The organism is Solidesulfovibrio sp. DCME, from assembly GCF_049995385.1.
In the GTDB taxonomy this organism is placed as follows: Bacteria; Desulfobacterota; Desulfovibrionia; order Desulfovibrionales; family Desulfovibrionaceae; genus Solidesulfovibrio.
The window spans coordinates 123,849-139,964 of sequence record NZ_CP188261.1; the positions used below are offsets into that span (position 1 = coordinate 123,849).

The 16,116-nt window shown below is 58.0% G+C and carries 12 protein-coding genes and 1 tRNA gene; 5 read left to right on the top strand and 8 right to left on the bottom strand.

What is annotated here, in order from left to right; translation table 11 throughout:
• Window positions 1-81 precede the first annotated feature (81 nt).
• The 6 genes from ACP59X_RS00605 to ACP59X_RS00630 form a co-directional block, all read right to left on the bottom strand.
• Window positions 82-882 carry a sirohydrochlorin cobaltochelatase gene (locus ACP59X_RS00605; protein WP_428563590.1) on the bottom strand — a complete coding sequence of 267 codons (801 nt, stop codon included), beginning with the start codon at window positions 880-882 and terminating at the stop codon, window positions 82-84.
• Window positions 882-1,757 carry a cell division protein FtsX gene (locus tag ACP59X_RS00610; protein ID WP_428563592.1) on the bottom strand — a complete coding sequence of 292 codons (876 nt, stop codon included), beginning with the start codon at window positions 1,755-1,757 and terminating at the stop codon, window positions 882-884. The genes ACP59X_RS00605 and ACP59X_RS00610 overlap by 1 nt, the downstream gene beginning before the upstream one ends.
• On the bottom strand, window positions 1,754-2,410 hold the full coding sequence (locus ACP59X_RS00615; RefSeq protein ID WP_428563594.1) for a cell division ATP-binding protein FtsE: 657 nt from the start codon (window positions 2,408-2,410) through the stop codon (window positions 1,754-1,756). The genes ACP59X_RS00610 and ACP59X_RS00615 overlap by 4 nt, the downstream gene beginning before the upstream one ends.
• A 110-nt stretch (window positions 2,411-2,520) precedes the next feature.
• Complete coding sequence (locus ACP59X_RS00620) at window positions 2,521-4,143, bottom strand: DNA repair protein RecN (protein ID WP_428563596.1); 1,623 nt, start codon at window positions 4,141-4,143, stop codon at window positions 2,521-2,523.
• Between the two features lie 14 nt (window positions 4,144-4,157).
• Entirely contained in the window at window positions 4,158-4,952 is a 795-nt protein-coding gene (locus tag ACP59X_RS00625) for an ABC transporter permease (protein WP_428570011.1), read from the bottom strand.
• Between the two features lie 43 nt (window positions 4,953-4,995).
• Complete coding sequence (locus ACP59X_RS00630; RefSeq protein WP_428563598.1) at window positions 4,996-5,994, bottom strand: ABC transporter permease; 999 nt, start codon at window positions 5,992-5,994, stop codon at window positions 4,996-4,998.
• Window positions 5,995-6,149: 155 nt separating this feature from the next.
• Between ACP59X_RS00630 and ACP59X_RS00635 the strand changes: the two genes are divergently transcribed.
• The 3 genes from ACP59X_RS00635 (at window position 6,150) to ACP59X_RS00645 (ending at window position 10,569) form a co-directional block, all read left to right on the top strand.
• A tRNA-Ala gene (locus ACP59X_RS00635) sits at window positions 6,150-6,225 on the top strand.
• A gap of 1,117 nt (window positions 6,226-7,342) precedes the next feature.
• Window positions 7,343-8,533 (top strand): SIR2 family NAD-dependent protein deacylase, encoded by a 1,191-nt coding sequence (locus ACP59X_RS00640; protein WP_428563600.1) that lies wholly within the window; start codon window positions 7,343-7,345, stop codon window positions 8,531-8,533.
• A complete protein-coding gene (locus ACP59X_RS00645) occupies window positions 8,530-10,569 on the top strand; it encodes a helicase HerA domain-containing protein (protein ID WP_428563602.1) in 2,040 nt (679 codons plus the stop codon). Before ACP59X_RS00640 ends, ACP59X_RS00645 begins: the two co-directional genes overlap by 4 nt.
• A gap of 446 nt (window positions 10,570-11,015) precedes the next feature.
• On the opposite strand, the gene ACP59X_RS00650 is transcribed toward ACP59X_RS00645, so the two are convergent.
• Window positions 11,016-11,351, bottom strand: a complete 336-nt coding sequence (locus tag ACP59X_RS00650; protein ID WP_428563604.1) for a hypothetical protein — start codon at window positions 11,349-11,351, stop codon at window positions 11,016-11,018.
• Window positions 11,352-11,552: 201 nt separating this feature from the next.
• Entirely contained in the window at window positions 11,553-12,596 is a 1,044-nt protein-coding gene (locus ACP59X_RS00655) for a hypothetical protein (protein WP_428563606.1), read from the bottom strand.
• Between the two features lie 439 nt (window positions 12,597-13,035).
• On the opposite strand from ACP59X_RS00655, the gene ACP59X_RS00660 reads away from it, so the two are divergent.
• A complete protein-coding gene (locus ACP59X_RS00660; protein ID WP_428563608.1) occupies window positions 13,036-15,006 on the top strand; it encodes a DNA primase family protein in 1,971 nt (656 codons plus the stop codon).
• Between the two features lie 56 nt (window positions 15,007-15,062).
• Window positions 15,063-16,001, top strand: coding sequence for an SPL family radical SAM protein (locus ACP59X_RS00665; protein ID WP_428563610.1), 939 nt, complete (start codon window positions 15,063-15,065; stop codon window positions 15,999-16,001).
• Window positions 16,002-16,116: the final 115 nt, after the last annotated feature.

A 16,116-nucleotide genomic window follows, 5' to 3' on the forward strand; every position in this document is an offset into this window, starting at 1 on the left:
GCCACACCGATCCCCAAAGGGGCAGGGTCCTGCCTGGGCGTTCCTGCCGGGGGCTGGATGCCCCGGCCCTCCTTGCCAGGGCTACGGGAGCCGGGCCAGGGCGGCGTCGAGGTGCTCGCGCCAGATGGCCGTCATGGCCGGTTGCTCGATGAGCCCGGAGAGCAGCGACGTGCAGCGGATGCCGGCCGCTTCCAGGACGGCGCGCCAGGAGGCCGGGCCGTCGCCGGCCAGGTCGCAGCAGGCATGGGCGCCGGCCACGGTGAAAAAGGGGAGCAGCCAGGCGGCGCCCAGGCCGTCGCGGACGAGCCTGTCGCGGATGCGGCCGATGTCCGGGCAGGGGGCACCCTTTTCCCGGGGCATGGTGCCAAAATGAGCCAGGGGGTCGCGCTGGCCGAGGGCCTCGGCCAGGGCGTCGTAGAAGCCGGCCCCGGGCGGCGGCGCGCCGTGGCCCATGACCACCACGGCCTCGCCCGGCCGGCGCGCGGCGGGCAGGTTGGCCAAAACGGCCTCGGCCACCCGGCCCACATCGGCCAGGCTGGCCAAAAGCGGCGCGCCAACCGAAACGGTCAGGCCGGCGTCGTGGCCTTCCAGGGAGCGGCCAAGCCCCGAAAGCATCTCGTGGTATTCCTCGCCCGGCACCACGTGCAGGGACTGGACAACCACGCGCCGCAGGCCCTGCCCGGCCAGGGCGGCCAGGACGTCGGCCACGCGCCGGGCGCCGCCGAAATCGTGGCGTCCGCCGTGCTTGCGGCCGACGGTGCGGGCGATTTCCACCTGCGTGTCCGGGAGTTCCCGGGAAAGCCGCGCGCCAAAGGCGGCCAGGGCGGCCATGGCCCCGGGATGGCGCGAGCCGTGGGCGGCCAGGACAATGCCGGTCGGCATCAGGCCCGGGACTCCATGGCCGCGGCCAGGCCGGCCAGGGCGGCGATGGCCATGGCCGCAGCCACGACGGCGAGGCACAGCCAGGGGGGCAGGAAGGACAGGCGCAAAAAAAGCGGCGGCACGTCCAGGGCCGCGAGAAGGGCCAACTGGGTGAGCTTGAGCAGCCCCAGGGCCAGCACCGCGCCGGCCGCGCCCGCAAGGCCGGCCCCGGCCACCAGCGGCCAGCGGATATAGCCTTCCGAGGCGCCGACGAGGCGCAGGATGGCGAGCTCGTCGCGCCGGCGCAGCAGGATCAGGCGCACCATGGCGCCGACCGTGAGCCCCAAAAGGAGCGTGAGCACCCCGGCCAGGGGCAAGGCGGCCCGGCGGGCGACGAGCCCCAGGGCCGTGGCCGCGTCGAGTTCCCGGGGGTCGAAGCGCACCTCGGCCACGCCCTCGACGGCCTTGAGCCGGTCGTGGACGTCCCGGGCGAAGCCTTCCTCGGCCACGGGCGGCCGGAAGGTGAGCAGCATGGTGTAGGGCAGGGGGTTGCGCCCGGAAAGGGGGGACAGGTCGACTTCCGGGCCGAGGTCCTGGGCCATGACGGCCAGGGCCTGGTCCGGGTTGAAGGCCCGGGTGTCGACCAGGCCGGGCAGGGCGCGCATCCAGTCCATCTGCCGGGCGACCAGGCGCGGGTCGGCCCCAGGTTTCCAGTAGACCTGGAAGCGCACGCGGCCCTGGTTGCGGGCGGCGGCCGTCTCCAGGTTGACGCCGGCCAGGGCGAACAGGCCGCCCAGGTACAGGGTCGCGGCCACGCCGAGCACGGCGGCGACCAGGGCGCCGGGGCGGCGCAGGGCGTCGCGGGCGCCGGAAACGACCAGCCGCCAGGCGGTCATGGTTTGCCTCCCGGCTCGGGCAGGGCGAACACCGTGGCGTCCTTGGCGGCGGCGACGAGGTCCCGGTTGTGGGTGGCCATGAGCACGGCCGTGCCGTGGGCGGCGAACTGGCGCAGGATGCCGAGGACCTTGAGCGAGAGGGCGCCGTCGAGGTTGCCGGTGGGCTCGTCGGCCAGCATGATTTTCGGGCCGGCGACCACGGCCCGGGCGATGGCCACGCGCTGCTGGCCGCCCCCGGGCAGTTCGGCCGCCGGGCGGTCGGCCTCGGCGTCGAGGCCCAGGGCGAGCAGCGCCGCGCCCACCCGCCGGGTGAGCACCTCGCGCGGGGCGCCGCGAACGACGAGCGGCAGGGCCACGTTGTCGAAAACCGTGCTGTCGGGAAGGATGCGGAAATCCTGGAAGACCATGGACACGTCGCGGCGCAGCCGATGCAGGCTGCGCGGGGTGGCGGCGGCCAGGTCGTGGCCGGCGATGACGGCCTGGCCGGCTTGGAGCGCCAGGCTGCCGTGGAGCAGGCGCAGCAGCGTGGTCTTGCCCGAGCCCGAGGGGCCGGTCAAAAAGGCGAAGCCCCCCTCGGGCAGGGCCAAGGACACATCGGCAAGCACCCGTCGGTCGCCGAAATCGTGGTTCAGTCCCTCGACGCGCAGCATCATCCAATGCTCGGAAACGTGTTGTTCGAGTCCATGTATTACCGGATAGGGAGGTCCAGGAGGGGGTTACCCCCTCCTGGCCGCCGGAGGCATCTTTCCTCTTCCCACCCCTTTCAGGCCCCGGCTTCGAGCAAGCGGCGGGCCATTTCCGAGCCGGCTTCGCCGCCGCCGGCCATGCGGGCCAGTTCGGCGGCCACGTCGTCGCCGGCCAGGCGCCGGCAGCGGGTGCTGGTCTGGCCGTCCTCCACGGTCTTTTGGACCTGGAAATGCCGGTCGGCCAGGCTGGCCAGTTGCGGCCAGTGGGTGATCAGCAGGATCTGCGAGGTCGCGGCGAGCTTTTTGACATAGGCGCCGACGCTGCCGAGCGTCAGGCCGCCGATGCCGGCGTCGATCTCGTCGAAAATGAGTGTGGGGCCGCCGGGTTCGGCGGACAGGGACATGAGCGCCAACAGAAAGCGGGACAGCTCGCCGCCCGAGGCGATCTTGTCCAGGGGCTGGGGCGGCTGGCCGGGGTTGGGCCGCCAGAGGATGCGGGCCCGGTCCTCGGTGAGCGCCCCGCCCGGCGCGGCCACGGGGGCGTAAACCTCGGCCGGGGAAAATTCGAAGAGCACGCGCACGTCCTTGGAAAACCCGAGCCCCCGCAGGATGCCCTCCAGGGCGGCGGCCAGGGTGTCGGCGGCTTGTCGCCGGGCCTGGCCGAGCGCGGCCAGGGCCTGGGCCAGCTCGGTTACGAGCGCCTCCTCCTGGCGGGCCAGCTGCTTGCGGTCCAGGGCGCAGGCGTCGAGGAAATCGAGGTTGGCCGTGATCTCGGCGTCCATGTCCACGATTTCGGCCAGGGTCTTTTTGAGCTTGCGCCGCAAGGTCGCCAGCGTAAACAGGCGTTTTTCCACGGCCTCGGCGTCGTCGGCGGAAAAGGCGGCGGCGGGTTTCTTGCGAAGCCGCGCGGCCACGTCCTTGACCTGGTGGCGCAACGCGGCCACGGCCTCGGCATCGTCGGTAAATTCCGGAAAGATGGTGCCGGCATGAAGCAGTTCGCGGTGCAGGTCGGCCAGCACGTCGAGGACTTTCGGCTCGCGCTCGATGGCGTCCTTGGCCCGCGAGAGGGCTTCGGAAGCCTTGCGCGATTCGGCCAAGGCGGCCCGGCGGGCGATGAGCGCGTCCTCCTCGCCGGGCAGGGGCGCGACCTTCTGGATCTCGGCGTGCTGGAATTCCAGGAACTGGCGTTTTTCTTCCAGCCTGGCGGCCTTGGCGTCGAGATCGCGGATGCCGGCGCCAAGCGCGGCCAGCTCCCTGGCCAGCCGGTTGCGGGCGGCCAGGGGGGCGGGATCGGCCAGGAAACCGTCGAGCAGGGCGGCCTGGAAACCCGGCTGGAGCAGGCGCTGCTGGCCGTGCTGGGAGGCGTGGAGGAGCAGTTTGGGGCGCAGGGCGGCCAGGGTTTCCCGCGAGGCCAGGGCATCGCCGACATAGATGCGGCTGCGGCCGGATTCGGCGGCCAGTTCCCGGCGCAGGATGACGTCCTCGCCGTCGATGCAAAACAGCGCCTCGACCACGGCTTTTTCGCAGCCCCCGCGCACGAGGTCCGGGTGCATCTTCTCGCCGGTGAGAAAATTGACGGCCGAGATGATGAAGCTCTTGCCGGCGCCGGTCTCGCCGGTCAGGACATTGAGCCCGGGGCCGAATTCCAGCTCCAGGTCGTCGATGAGCGCCAGGTTCTTGATGCGCAGGACTTCGATCATACGCGCCGCTCCGCCTATTGCCGCAGCCTGGGGTCCAGGATGTCGCGCAGGCTTTCGCCGATGAGATTGTAGCCGAGCACGGTGAGCAAAATGGCCAGACCCGGGAAGATGGACAGCCACGGGGCCACTTCCAGCACTTCCTTGCCTTCCATGAGCATGTTGCCCCAGCTCGGCATGGGCGGTTGTACGCCAAGGCCCAGGAAGCTCAAGGACGATTCCGTCAGGATGGCGCCGGCGACGCCGAGGGTGGCCGAAACCAGGACCGGCGCGGCGGCGTTGGGCAGGATGTGGAAAAAAAGGATGCCCGGCGCGCCCATGCCCGAGACCCGGGCGGCCAGGACGAATTCGCGGCCGCGAAGTGTCAGCGTCTCGGCCCGCACGAGCCTGGCCACGCCCATCCAGGACGTCAGCCCGATGACGATCATGATATTGGAAAGCGAAGGCGTGAGAAAGGCGATGACGGCCAGGATGAGGAAAAACGAGGGAAAGCACAGCATGACGTCCACGCCGCGCATGATGCCCTCGTCGACCAGGCCCCCGAAGTAGCCGGCGCACAGGCCAAGGACCAGGCCGATGGACACGGACAGGCCCACAGCCACGAAACCGACCCACAGCGACACCCGGCCGCCATAGAGCAGTCGGGCCAGGACATCGCGGCCCAGGGCGTCGGTGCCGAGGATGTGCTGGGGGCCGGGCGGGGACAGGATGGCGTTGACGTCCAGGGTCGTGGGGTTGTGGCCGGTGAGGGAGGGGGCGAGCAGTGCGGCCAGGGAGATGCCGCCGACGAGCAGCAGGCCCGACCAGAGCATGCCGTGGCGCGGCAGGAAGCGGCGCAGGCGGGAAAAAAGCGCCTCACGCACGGGTGCGGCCCCCCAACCGGATGCGCGGGTCGGCCAGGGCGTAGCCCACGTCGGCCAGCAGGTTGCCGGCGAGCGTCAGGATGGCCCCGAGCACCAGGTTGCCCATGATCAGTGGGTAATCCCTGGCCATGACCGACTGGTAGAAAAGCTGCCCCAGGCCCGGCAGGGCGAAGATGGACTCGATGATGACCGAGCCGCCGATGAGCCCGGGCACGGACAACCCGAGGATGGTGATGACCGGGAGCAAAGCGTTTCGCAGGGCGTGCTTGTAGATGACCACATACTCGGGCAGGCCCTTGGCCCGGGCGGTGAGGATGTAGTCCTGGCGCAGGACCTCGAGCATGGCCGAGCGCAGGAAGCGGGACATGCCGGCCAGGCTGCCGAAGGTGTAGATGAAAATGGGCAAGACGAGGTGCCTGGCCAGGTCGAGGAGTTTGCCGGCGGGGGAGAGGGCGGCGTAATCCATGGACGTGAGCCCCGAGATGGGCAGCACGGGCCAGACGATGCCCAAAAGGAGCATGAGGAGCAGTGCCAGCCAGAAGCCGGGCATGGCGAAGCCGATGAAGACGAAGACGGTGGCGGCCCGGTCGAAAAGGCCGCCCTGGCGCCTTGCCGAGGCCACGCCGATGGGGACGGCCACGGCCAGGGTGAGGGCCAGGGAGACGATGTTCATGGAGAAGGTCAGGGGCAGGCGTTCGCGGATTTTTTTCCAGACGGGCCTGTGATCGCCGGAAAGGGATTGGCCGAAATCGAAGCGGACGAGCTTGCCGAGCCAGTCGGCGTATTGGACGTAGAGTGGCCGGTCGAGGCCGTAGAGTTTTTCGAGCCGGGCGCGGGTTTCGGCGGTGGCCAGGGGGTTGAGGGTGGTTTGCATGTCGGTGGGCGAGCCCGGGGCCAGGTGGATGACGGCGAAGGAAATGAGGGTGATGCCGAGGAATATGGCGGCGACCCAGAGGGTTTTTCGCAGCAAGCGAGTGGCCAGGGCGAGCACGATTGTGGGACTCCTTGGTGGCTTTGACGTGGTCTCAGCCTGGGCGGATATGTACGGGAAACGGGGTTGGAAGGAAAGCGGGCGAAAAAAAGTGAGCGGGCTTGGTAAAAGCGCTTGACTTTTTTCGGGCCGAGCGTAAATTCTCTTCTCGCTGCGGGGCTGTAGCTCAGTTGGGAGAGCGCTTGAATGGCATTCAAGAGGTCGTGGGTTCGATTCCCTCCAGCTCCACCACGAAGCATGCCAAGGGGTTACCGAGAAATCGGTGACCCCTTTTTCTTTGGCCCCGTGCCAACTAACCGCCAACGCTCCCGTTGGCTCTGACAGCCAAGGCCCCGGCCGGTTGACTCATCTCCTTCCCCACCCCGGGGGAGACCTCTTGAAAATTTTCAACAGGTTACCTGGAAAAAATTCCAATAGTCCTCCCAATTTCCTGTCTCGATTTGGACATTAGGACTTTTCGGGTGCGTTGGCGGCGCAAGATTGCACGCCACATCGCGTCACCGGGCCGAGTCAGCAATTCCAGGATGTTATCGACGGCCTAGGCGGCTATCAGCGCCGAAATCGAGCCCAACAGCCGCGCCGGCCCATGGGCAACCCGGCCCCCCCTTGTTCCCGGCTGCACCCTTCCCCTGTCCCCCGGGTGCGCTCGGTACACCCCCGTCCTGGGGTTTTCCCCTGGCCCGCCCGGGGTTTGTTCCCCTGGCCCTCTCTCGCCCAGGAATGGGGCCGTATGGGGGGATGTACGATTTGCTGGCGGGTCGACTCGGTCTTGCCTGGGCGAAATGTCACCATGTCCTCGCTGGTTTATCCGTAATACAAGAAAATTATTTGTTTAAATTTCCAGGGACAGTTGTCAGTGCAAAAAAAGTCGGGGATTGCGGGAGGTGTATCTTTGCGGCATCGCCAGGGTGGAGGTGGCTGACTCGCGCCTATGCCCAATTGTCATGCGGAGGGTTGGTCATTTTAAGTTAATATACTAATTTTTCGGGGATTCATCGACGGTGACGTTTGTGACATCTCCGACATAAAGTTCACTTCGCTGTGGCCCTGACAGCCTCCGCTGTTGCCGGGCTGCCCCCCCCCCCATTCCGACTTTCTGCGCCTACCCATGCTCATCTTGGCCGAGAAAATGCGCGCCCGCCGCCATTTTGTATGGGCCGAGCAGTGATTCGTCGAAAGATATCTCAAGCCGCTCTATTCACAAACAACCTCTATTCCGTCCTCCCGTGATTGTCTCTTGCAGATGTCAACTAATTTTGCGAAAATTCCTGAAGAAGTGGATGATAAAGGTATGTTTTTCTGCGTAGCCTTTGGGGGAATAATCAATGGTTAAGGGACAGGGTTGGATATGATTTTGCACACTCACAATCCCGATCAGTACATGGCAAGCTTGAGGCAAATTATTGCACAAGGAAGAAAGCGTATCGGGTTAATTGTCGGCGCTGGTGCCCCAGCAGGAATTTGTGTGCCTGGCACCAATGAGCCTCTAATTCCCGCTGTTGCTGGGCTTACATCAAAGGTACTTGAGGCGTTGTCGGAGAATTATAATAGTGTGTTCACCTCAATTATGAAAGATTTAAGTAGTCCAAATATCGAGAACATCCTATCTCGCATTCGTAGTCTCGCGAATGTTATAGGAGAAACCCAAGTATATGGCTTGAACGGTTCTGATTACAAGAAATTAGGTGATTCAATATGCGATGAAATTGGAAAAATTGTCAGCAAAAGGCTTCCGGCGGTATATGGGCCTTACTCAGAGCTTGTTACATGGATTAGTGGGACAGCAAGGGAACACGCTGTCGAAATTTTTACAACAAATTATGATCTGCTTTTTGAAGAAGCGCTCGAACGTGCAAAGGCTCCGTTTTTTGACGGATTCACAGGCGCTAGTGAACCGTTTTTTGATCCGTCTTCAGTGGCGAACAATGATCTTCCCTCGCGTTGGACTCGTTTGTGGAAGTTGCATGGCTCACTATGCTGGAAGGGTAACGATCAAGGTGAGGTCGTACGTGTTGGGAAATGCAACGCAACTCACCTCGTATTTCCTGAGCATCTAAAATATGATCAAACACAGAAGGCTCCTTACGCTGCTCTTTTTGACAGATTGCGTTCTTTCTTAATGACACCTGATACATTGCTAATAGCTTCTGGGTTTTCATTTGCCGATGCACATATTTCAGCGAGGATAGATGAGTGCCTATCTGCCAATCCTTCTGCTAGCGTATTCGCCTTTCAGTTTAAATTATTGGATGATGAGACTTTCGCTTGCGACATTGCAGGCCGTCGTGCAAATATGTCAGTATATTCACCAGATAAAGCTATGATCAATGGTGTCGTTGGAACATGGGTCCCTGGTGATCTTCCGACACGGGACTGGGGATCTATCCGAGCAGGCTACTGGGGTATTGAAGATGGAAATGATGTCGAGCAATTTTTGTTGGGACGGTTTGACAGGTTAGCACGTTTTTTTGCATCCTCACGTTCAGATCGACGACTCCCAACTGCTTCGCCTATTTCAAGTGTGGAGTCGCTAGCATGACTGCTAAGCCCACACTGCTTGGTTATGTAGGCGCGGTAACGGGAGCAGCGGTGAGCGTCAAGCAGGCCCAAGGTGTAGCCTCGGGCATTTCGATTATTGGGGGGAAAAGCTATCGAGTCGGTCAGGTTGGTAGTTTCGTACGAATTCCTCAAGGATATCATGATTTGTATGGAATCGTTGCCGAGGTAGGGGCAAATGCGACCCCAGTAGCTGTGAGAGGGCCGCATGACCAAAGTGAACGCTGGATGACAGTGCAGCTTGTTGGCGAAATTGTTGATGTTTCTTTTGAACGTGGCATCAGCCAATATCCAAATATAAATGATGAAGTTCATCTCGTTACAGAAGAGGATTTAGCTCACATATACGGGGCGTACGACTCTGGTCAAATCGTAATTGGTAGGCTTTCGAGCGCAGAAGGTATTCCTGTGCGGATTGACTTAGATAAGTTGATAACCAGACACAGTGCAGTCCTTGGTGCTACAGGGGCAGGTAAGTCAACAACAGTTGCTAGCCTTATTCGTTCAATAGTTTCTGGTGGAGCCGATCAAGTCGAGAAAATATTTCCGGGCGCAAGAATTGTATTGATCGACATTCATGGTGAGTATGGGCGGGCGTTGAAGTCAATATCGACGGTATTTCGCATTAACCCAAGCGATGGTGAAGAGCCCCTTCACGTTCCTTACTGGGCGCTTGATCCCGCTGACCTTATGTCATTCCTAATGGGGAATATTGAAGACAAAACAAATACTCAAATTTTAGATAAAATATTTGACTACATGACAAAGCGATGTGAAGCATCTGCGGTTGAAGGTGTTGACCTGACATCTATGACGGTTGATACACCGATTCCATATAGCTTAAAAAAATTGTGGTTTGAGCTTGTAGATCCAGAAGTCAAGACATGGGATGATAAAGATCGAACGATCCCTGCTCTTGTTGAACAAGGAGACGCAGCGACACTTAAACTCCCGAAATACAAACCCCATAGTACAGGCAACTCTGCTCCATTTATCAATTCTGTTGGAGTCCTTGGCATACGCCGACAGTTGGGTCTAATGCGGTCACGCCTCCTAGACCGTCAATATGACTTCCTTTTGCACCCCGGCCCGTGGGAGCCTGATTTAGATGGAAATGTGGCAAAAGACATTCCTGACCTCTTGGCAACATGGCTAGGTCATGAAAGGTGTGTAACAATTCTTGATCTGTCAGGGATTCCTAGTCTAGTACTTATGAGACTGATCGGAGCGATCCTTAAAATCATTTGTGATAGTCTGTTTTGGGGACGGGAGAAAAGCGAAGGGGGAATTTGTCGGCCTGTCTTGATTGTCATGGAAGAAGCACATCGTTACCTCTCCAAGGATTCTGACGGACCAGCAAAATTGTTGGTCCAGCGTGTTGTCAAAGAAGGGAGGAAATTTGGAATTGGGGCAATGATTATCAGTCAACGCCCATCAGAAGTAGATGAGACCGTTCTTTCTCAATGTGGAACATTTGTATCACTGCGCATTTCAAACTCAAGTGATCGCAGCAAAATTCAGACTGCTCTTCCGGATAGTCTTGCTGGAGTTGTAGATGGCCTCCCAGTTTTACGCACCGGGGAGGCTATCATCACTGGTGAAGCAGCCCGCTTGCCTATACGATGTCGGATTACATTGCCAGCAGAAGAGCATCGCCCAAACAGTGAAGACCCTGAAGTTTCAAAAAGGTGGCAAACTCCACTGCCAAAAGAAGACTATGCCCGGGTTGCTGCCTCATGGCGATCCCAGAACCCCAGGTGGGCGGCCATTCGTCCAGAGCGTGCCCCGCTCCCAGACAAGGAGATGAAACTTATGGAACGCGAGTTTGTAGAGTCATCCAGCATTATGTCAATTGGTTATGATGCGTCTTCTGAAACGCTTGAGATTGAATTTAAAAATGGAGTTTATCAATACTATAATGTTCCGCTTATTATTTATGAAAAGATGATGGAGGCCTCTTCTAAGGGGCAGTTCTTTCATCAGTATATTAAAAACAATTACGCGTTCTCACGCGTTTGAGCCCTGTTTGTAGTGAATTCAGTATTTCGCTTTGATTAGAAAGTACGAAGGCGTTGTCATAACAGTCCCGGGTTTGATTAGAGAGTGGAGGTTTATATTTTTTTATTTAAAACTAAGTTGGTAGTGGAGCTGTTGTCGCTTTTGGCTCGGACTTTGGTGCCAATATTTTCAGCTTTGGACGGATAGATCTATTTTGAGTTTTCGATCATCTTCTAGTGTGGCGTTCCACAAATAAGCATGTGTTTATTTCGCCTCAAAAATGTGCATTCAAGCCATTTTTTGGCAGTTACGACTGCGATATAATGCATAGCTATTTGCGGAACGTGACACTAGCTGCCGGCAGGTGCCTGTATGCCGCAGCCTAAACAGTGATGGTGAGATAAAAACGGGCCAAGGAGGAGCCCCCCCCCTGGCCCGTCTCTTTCATCTTATGAATACGACGCGAGCTACACCGTGATCAGCATCAACCCGGCGTCGTTCTTCTCCAGCCGAAATTTCTGCCCTTCTTCGAACTCGATTCCAGCGAGCATGTTGGCGGTCAGCACGATCTTGCCACCGCGATAAACCGGAGAGCTACTTCTGGTCCGGGTCGAAGAGCCTGTGATTTCCAAGTATTCTTTTTTTTCCTGCATGAGCTTAAGCAGGTGGTTCTTCAAAGTCGGTTTCGACTGGATGCCAAGCTCGGCCATGATTTGGGCTTCATTGCTGCCAGCCTTGATAAGGGCGTAAAGCTTTTCCCCGTCGTATTTGGCTTCGATCCTTTGGCCTTTTGCAATAGGCATGTCTTGACCTCCAAACGATATTTATTTTTGGAGATAGTATCGTTTCTTCGATGCTAGTCAAGTCAAAGATAAGGGGCGCTTAAAATATGTTGCTGCAAAAATGATTAATGCTTGTTTAAGAAGGTTTCGAATGGCACAGCCTAAAGGCTTCGGGATTCAGTCGATGAGTTGCTAGAGTTGGATAACTTGCGGCAGGGGCTCTCAATCTTCGTTTTTTTGTTTGTCTTTTTGTCTTATGATTCTATTGTTTTTTCTGTCATCTATACCGTATTTCTTCTTAACAGATCTTACCATCCCTTCAATTGGACTTTTTCGCAGCCCACGAAACGCATCTATTGTCATGACATATTCAACCATTTGCTTTGTAGTAAAAAGAGACCCATTGGCATATTCTGTGTCAACAAACTCTTCGACTGCGCCAAGCCACTCCTTCTTTCGTTCCGAATTTAGCGTGGAACCTTCCCTTATTCCCCGAGACTGCATGGCTTTAAGTGATGTATAAAGATACATCTCGCTTTCTCTGACAATTTTCCCATCAAGATAAGCCGCTTCCATTAAGGTTGACATTAAATAGAATCGTGATGTTTTGCTGTATTCTGGTGACAAGTGGGTGGCAAGTTCGATGTAGATGCAAAATCTTTCGCCGACTATTCGAAAATACCGGACGCCGGATATTGGAATCTCGTTGTCGAAATTCAGTATAATATAATTTGTGAGCCCTCTCATGCCACTAATGGCAATGTCAGAAAAACATTGTTTGATTTTTCCGGAGTCGTTACTCAGGTTTATCTTCAAGAAGCAATTATCCCAAACTTCAAGGTCAAATCCAATCCACCTCAATAAATGCATTTGCTTTTCGAAGTTTTCATCTTCTTCTTCAAACAAAAAATCATATAACAGGTTGGCGTCTTCTTCTGCAACGGGCACTTCGTTTAGTATGTTGTTTTTGATTAAAATTAATACCTGGCTCATGTCTCTGCCGCTCTTCTTGTCAATTGGATTGCCAAAATCTTGAAAGAGTTCGTTGCAAATATTTGAGAAGCGATCGACAGGATTGTCTTCCAAATTTTTCTTAAGTGTCAGCATGAACACTTTGTAGGCATCGACGATAGGAAAAGATTCTTCTCTGAGGTGAGATTTCCGGTCAGACAGGAACATTTTGAAAATTTTTGAGTCTACAGCTCTGAAACTTGACACTCGATAGCCTGGTTCACCAAGATAGAAAGGGAAAGTTGCATTTTTCATATATTAGATGCCTATGGTAAACCCAAAATAAATATTGCGAAGTGTTTAGCCTTCTAAATACCTGACGAAAATCCGAAGCCACTTACCAGCCTCACAGTATCTCTTTTATACCGCCAAGCGGGTGGATCTGAAGAGCCTCTCTGCTCCGGGAAATCAACGAAAAGTTGGTCGATTCGTCCTCGTTGCTTTAAACCCTATCTAGCTGACGCGCCCATGACTTTTTGAATTATCTGTAGTCTCTGGTAGTTAGACTGTGGCCTGGCTTAGAAAACGACGAAAACCGGCTTTCCCCTCGATTTTTGGAAAAGCCTTTTTTCAATTTCGTGCCCGCAAGGCGGCCCGCGTAATGGGTAGCTCACCAGCCCGCCCTTCGGCCCGCTGGGTTTGTGGAGGAGGCGCTACTCGCCATCCAAACCAATCCACATGAGGAGCACCATATATGGAAAAGGCCCTCGAAGACAATTTGGAACCCTCGGAAACGGAAAAGCCTGAACCGTTCCCCGAAACTAACGCCACGCCGGATACTGCGCAAGAGCAAAGCCAGGATCACGCGTCGTCTGCCGTGGACGAACAACAGTCTGCCGATGATGAGCAACAGCCCGTCATGGACGTACAGCCCACTTCTTCGGAAAACCAGGGCAATGAGCCGGAAAAGTCGGAGACGAAGGCTTCTCCTGGCAAGCGGTCGAACCGCAGCAAGGGGCAAAAACGCACGAAGCCCATTGGTTCCGCCAAGTGCGACAGTGACGCCTCTACGCCTCCCCACGTGCCCGCTTCGGACATTTGGACTTTTGGGATGCAAACTCCTGCTGAGGAGCCGAAACCGAAGTTCGTTTACCCCATGACGGATTTGGGGAACTCCCAGATGTTCTTCCGTCTTTTCAACAAGTCCTTCCTCTATGACCAGGAACGCGGGCAATGGATCGGGTGGGACGTCGACAGGAAACGTTGGCTCACTGGCAAGTTGGCCCACAAAGTGTTGATGCGGCTCATCAAAAAGCTGGTAACCGAACTGTACCGTCAAGCCAAGTCCCGCCACCCCCTGCGCACCCGCAACGGGGAGACGGTGACGCCGGAAGAGGCACTGGGCTGGGCAAAGTCCACCTCGCAGAAGGGTCGCCAAAAGGCCATGCTGGACTTGGTCCGTGACCTGCCGGGTGTGCGGGTTTCCAAGGCAGAACTTGATCGGGACCCCTACCTGCTTGGCGTAACGAACGGCGTCCTTGATTTGCGGACCGGAACTCTGATTGAGAATCGCCCTGATCTGCGCATCACCCGCTATGCCAATGCTGCGTATCACAAGGATGCTGACGCACCTATCTTCCGGCGTTTCATGGACGAGATTTGCTTAGGCCGCCAGGATCTCGTGGACTTTATCCAGGAAGTTCTCGGTTATTCCCTGTCCGGGCTCGTCACGGAGCACGCCTTCTTTCTCCTGGTGGGGACCGGCGCAAACGGGAAATCGACCCTCGTGGAAGCCTTCCTGTATCTGCTCGGCGAATACGGTATTGGGATGCCTTCGCACGCATTCCTGAAGTCCAATTCGCGGGCGATCCGCAATGACATGGCCCGGCTTCCTGGAGTGCGGTTCGCACCCTGTGCTGAGGTCAACACCGGCATGAGCCTCGACGAGTCCATGGTAAAACGCGCTACGGGCGGCGACATCATGACTGCCCGCTTCATCGGGAAGGAATACTTCGACTTCCATCCCAGCGCTAAGTTCTTCTTGTCTGTCAATACGTTGCCCAAGATTACGGGGGCGGACAACGGGATTTATCGCCGCCTCGTCGTGATCCCCTTCGAGGGCAATTTCGAAGCCACCATGGACGGAGACCTCCCCAAAAAGTTGAAAGACAAGATCGACGGAATTCTGGCCTGGGCCGTTCAAGGCTTTCTCCGTTGGCAGGAGCGCGAGAAATTGGTCAAGCCCCAGTGCGTCGTGGACGCCTGTGCCGCCTACCGTGCCGAGATGGATACCGTTCAAAGCTTCCTGGACGAGTGCTGCATCCTTGAGCCAAAGCTCATCGGTTTCGTCCAGGAAGAAATTGCCCGTCGCCGGGCAGGGGGAGACCTCAAAAACGCAAGCTCACTTGGGCCCCTCAACATCTACAGCCACCGGCAGGTGAACCGTTTCTTCGAGCACGTGGTCGCCGCGCATGGCCTCGCGGAGGTCTTCTTCCAGGAATGGAGTCTGACCAAAATCAACGGCCATTTTAGGAGCGTCCTGGGGACACTGGCAAGAACCTGTCCAGCGCTGTTCACAGCTCACTTGTGCGACTCGATCATGCGGAACGTGGCGATCACCTACGAGTTCCACCGCTGGTTCGTTAATGGCCACTCCCGGGCTGGGCTGGATGAGCTGATCCAGGCCAACATCCGCAAGATCAGGTTCCCGGACGACCTGAGGTAGGCGCCCGCGGCCTCTGCTACCTTCGTCGGTCAGAATATATCATGAGGAAATACCCCATGTTCAAAATAGTTGAACGGAAGTGTGCGCTCACCCGGTCGCCGGAATTCGAGAAAAAGCAGTTGGCGACCCACGCGCTCAACGTTGGGGTCCTGTGCGGCCATGGCTGCCTGTACTGCTTCACCCCTGCCACCTTGAGGCTGAAGTCGAGTCTGTTCAAGGAATACGATGGTTCAGCGTTCAAGGCCTTCGCTGCCGGTGCGGCCGTTGTCGATCCCACGACGCCGGATCGGCTTAGCCGCCAACTCGCGGCGTTGAAACCGACAGATACCGTGATGCTGAGCACGCTCACCGACGCCTGGAGCCCGGAGGCGCAAGCATACGGCCTCGGCCGGAAGTGCTTGGAGAAGCTCCTGCGTGAGTCGAAGGCCCGGGTGCGTATCCTGACGAAAAATGCCGCCGTGGCGAACGAACTGGATTTGCTGGCCGAGTTTCGGGACCGCGTTGATTTGGGGCTGAGCATCACTGCTCCGCTTTCCAAAGCAAAAATCATCGAGGTGTTGGAGCCGAGGACGTCCTCCATCCAGGAACGCTTGGACGCTCTCAAGGCCGCCCACGAAGCCAAAGTGCCTGTCTTCGGAATGCTTTGTCCCTGCCTGCCGGGCGTGGCGGATCGACAGGAGGACCTGGCAGAGATGCTGGCAATGGTTCAGCCTTTCGAGCCGGTAGCGATCTGGGCCGAGCCGGTAAACCCGCGCGGTCCTGGACTCCACCTGTGCCAGGATGCCTTGGTAGCTGCCGGGTATCTCAGTGTCGCGAACGAAGTCAGGTTCATCCGGGGGCAGCGGGCGCATGCAGGCTATACCGCTAGGCTGATTGGGACGCTGAATACGGCGGCGGCCGGCATGGGACTCAAAGCCCTGCTGAAAATCCTCGTCTACGAAGACGGGGAGGGCTTTCGCGGCGATGGAAGCTCCGTTATTTGGCTGAAGGCCTGATCGTCATCGACCAGCCAAGCCACGTCGACGTAGGGGGAGGTGATCCTCCCCCGCGCGTGGAGGCCCCGCAAGGGGCCTTCTTTCTGTCGCGTCCCGGCCGGCGGTCATCGTGGCT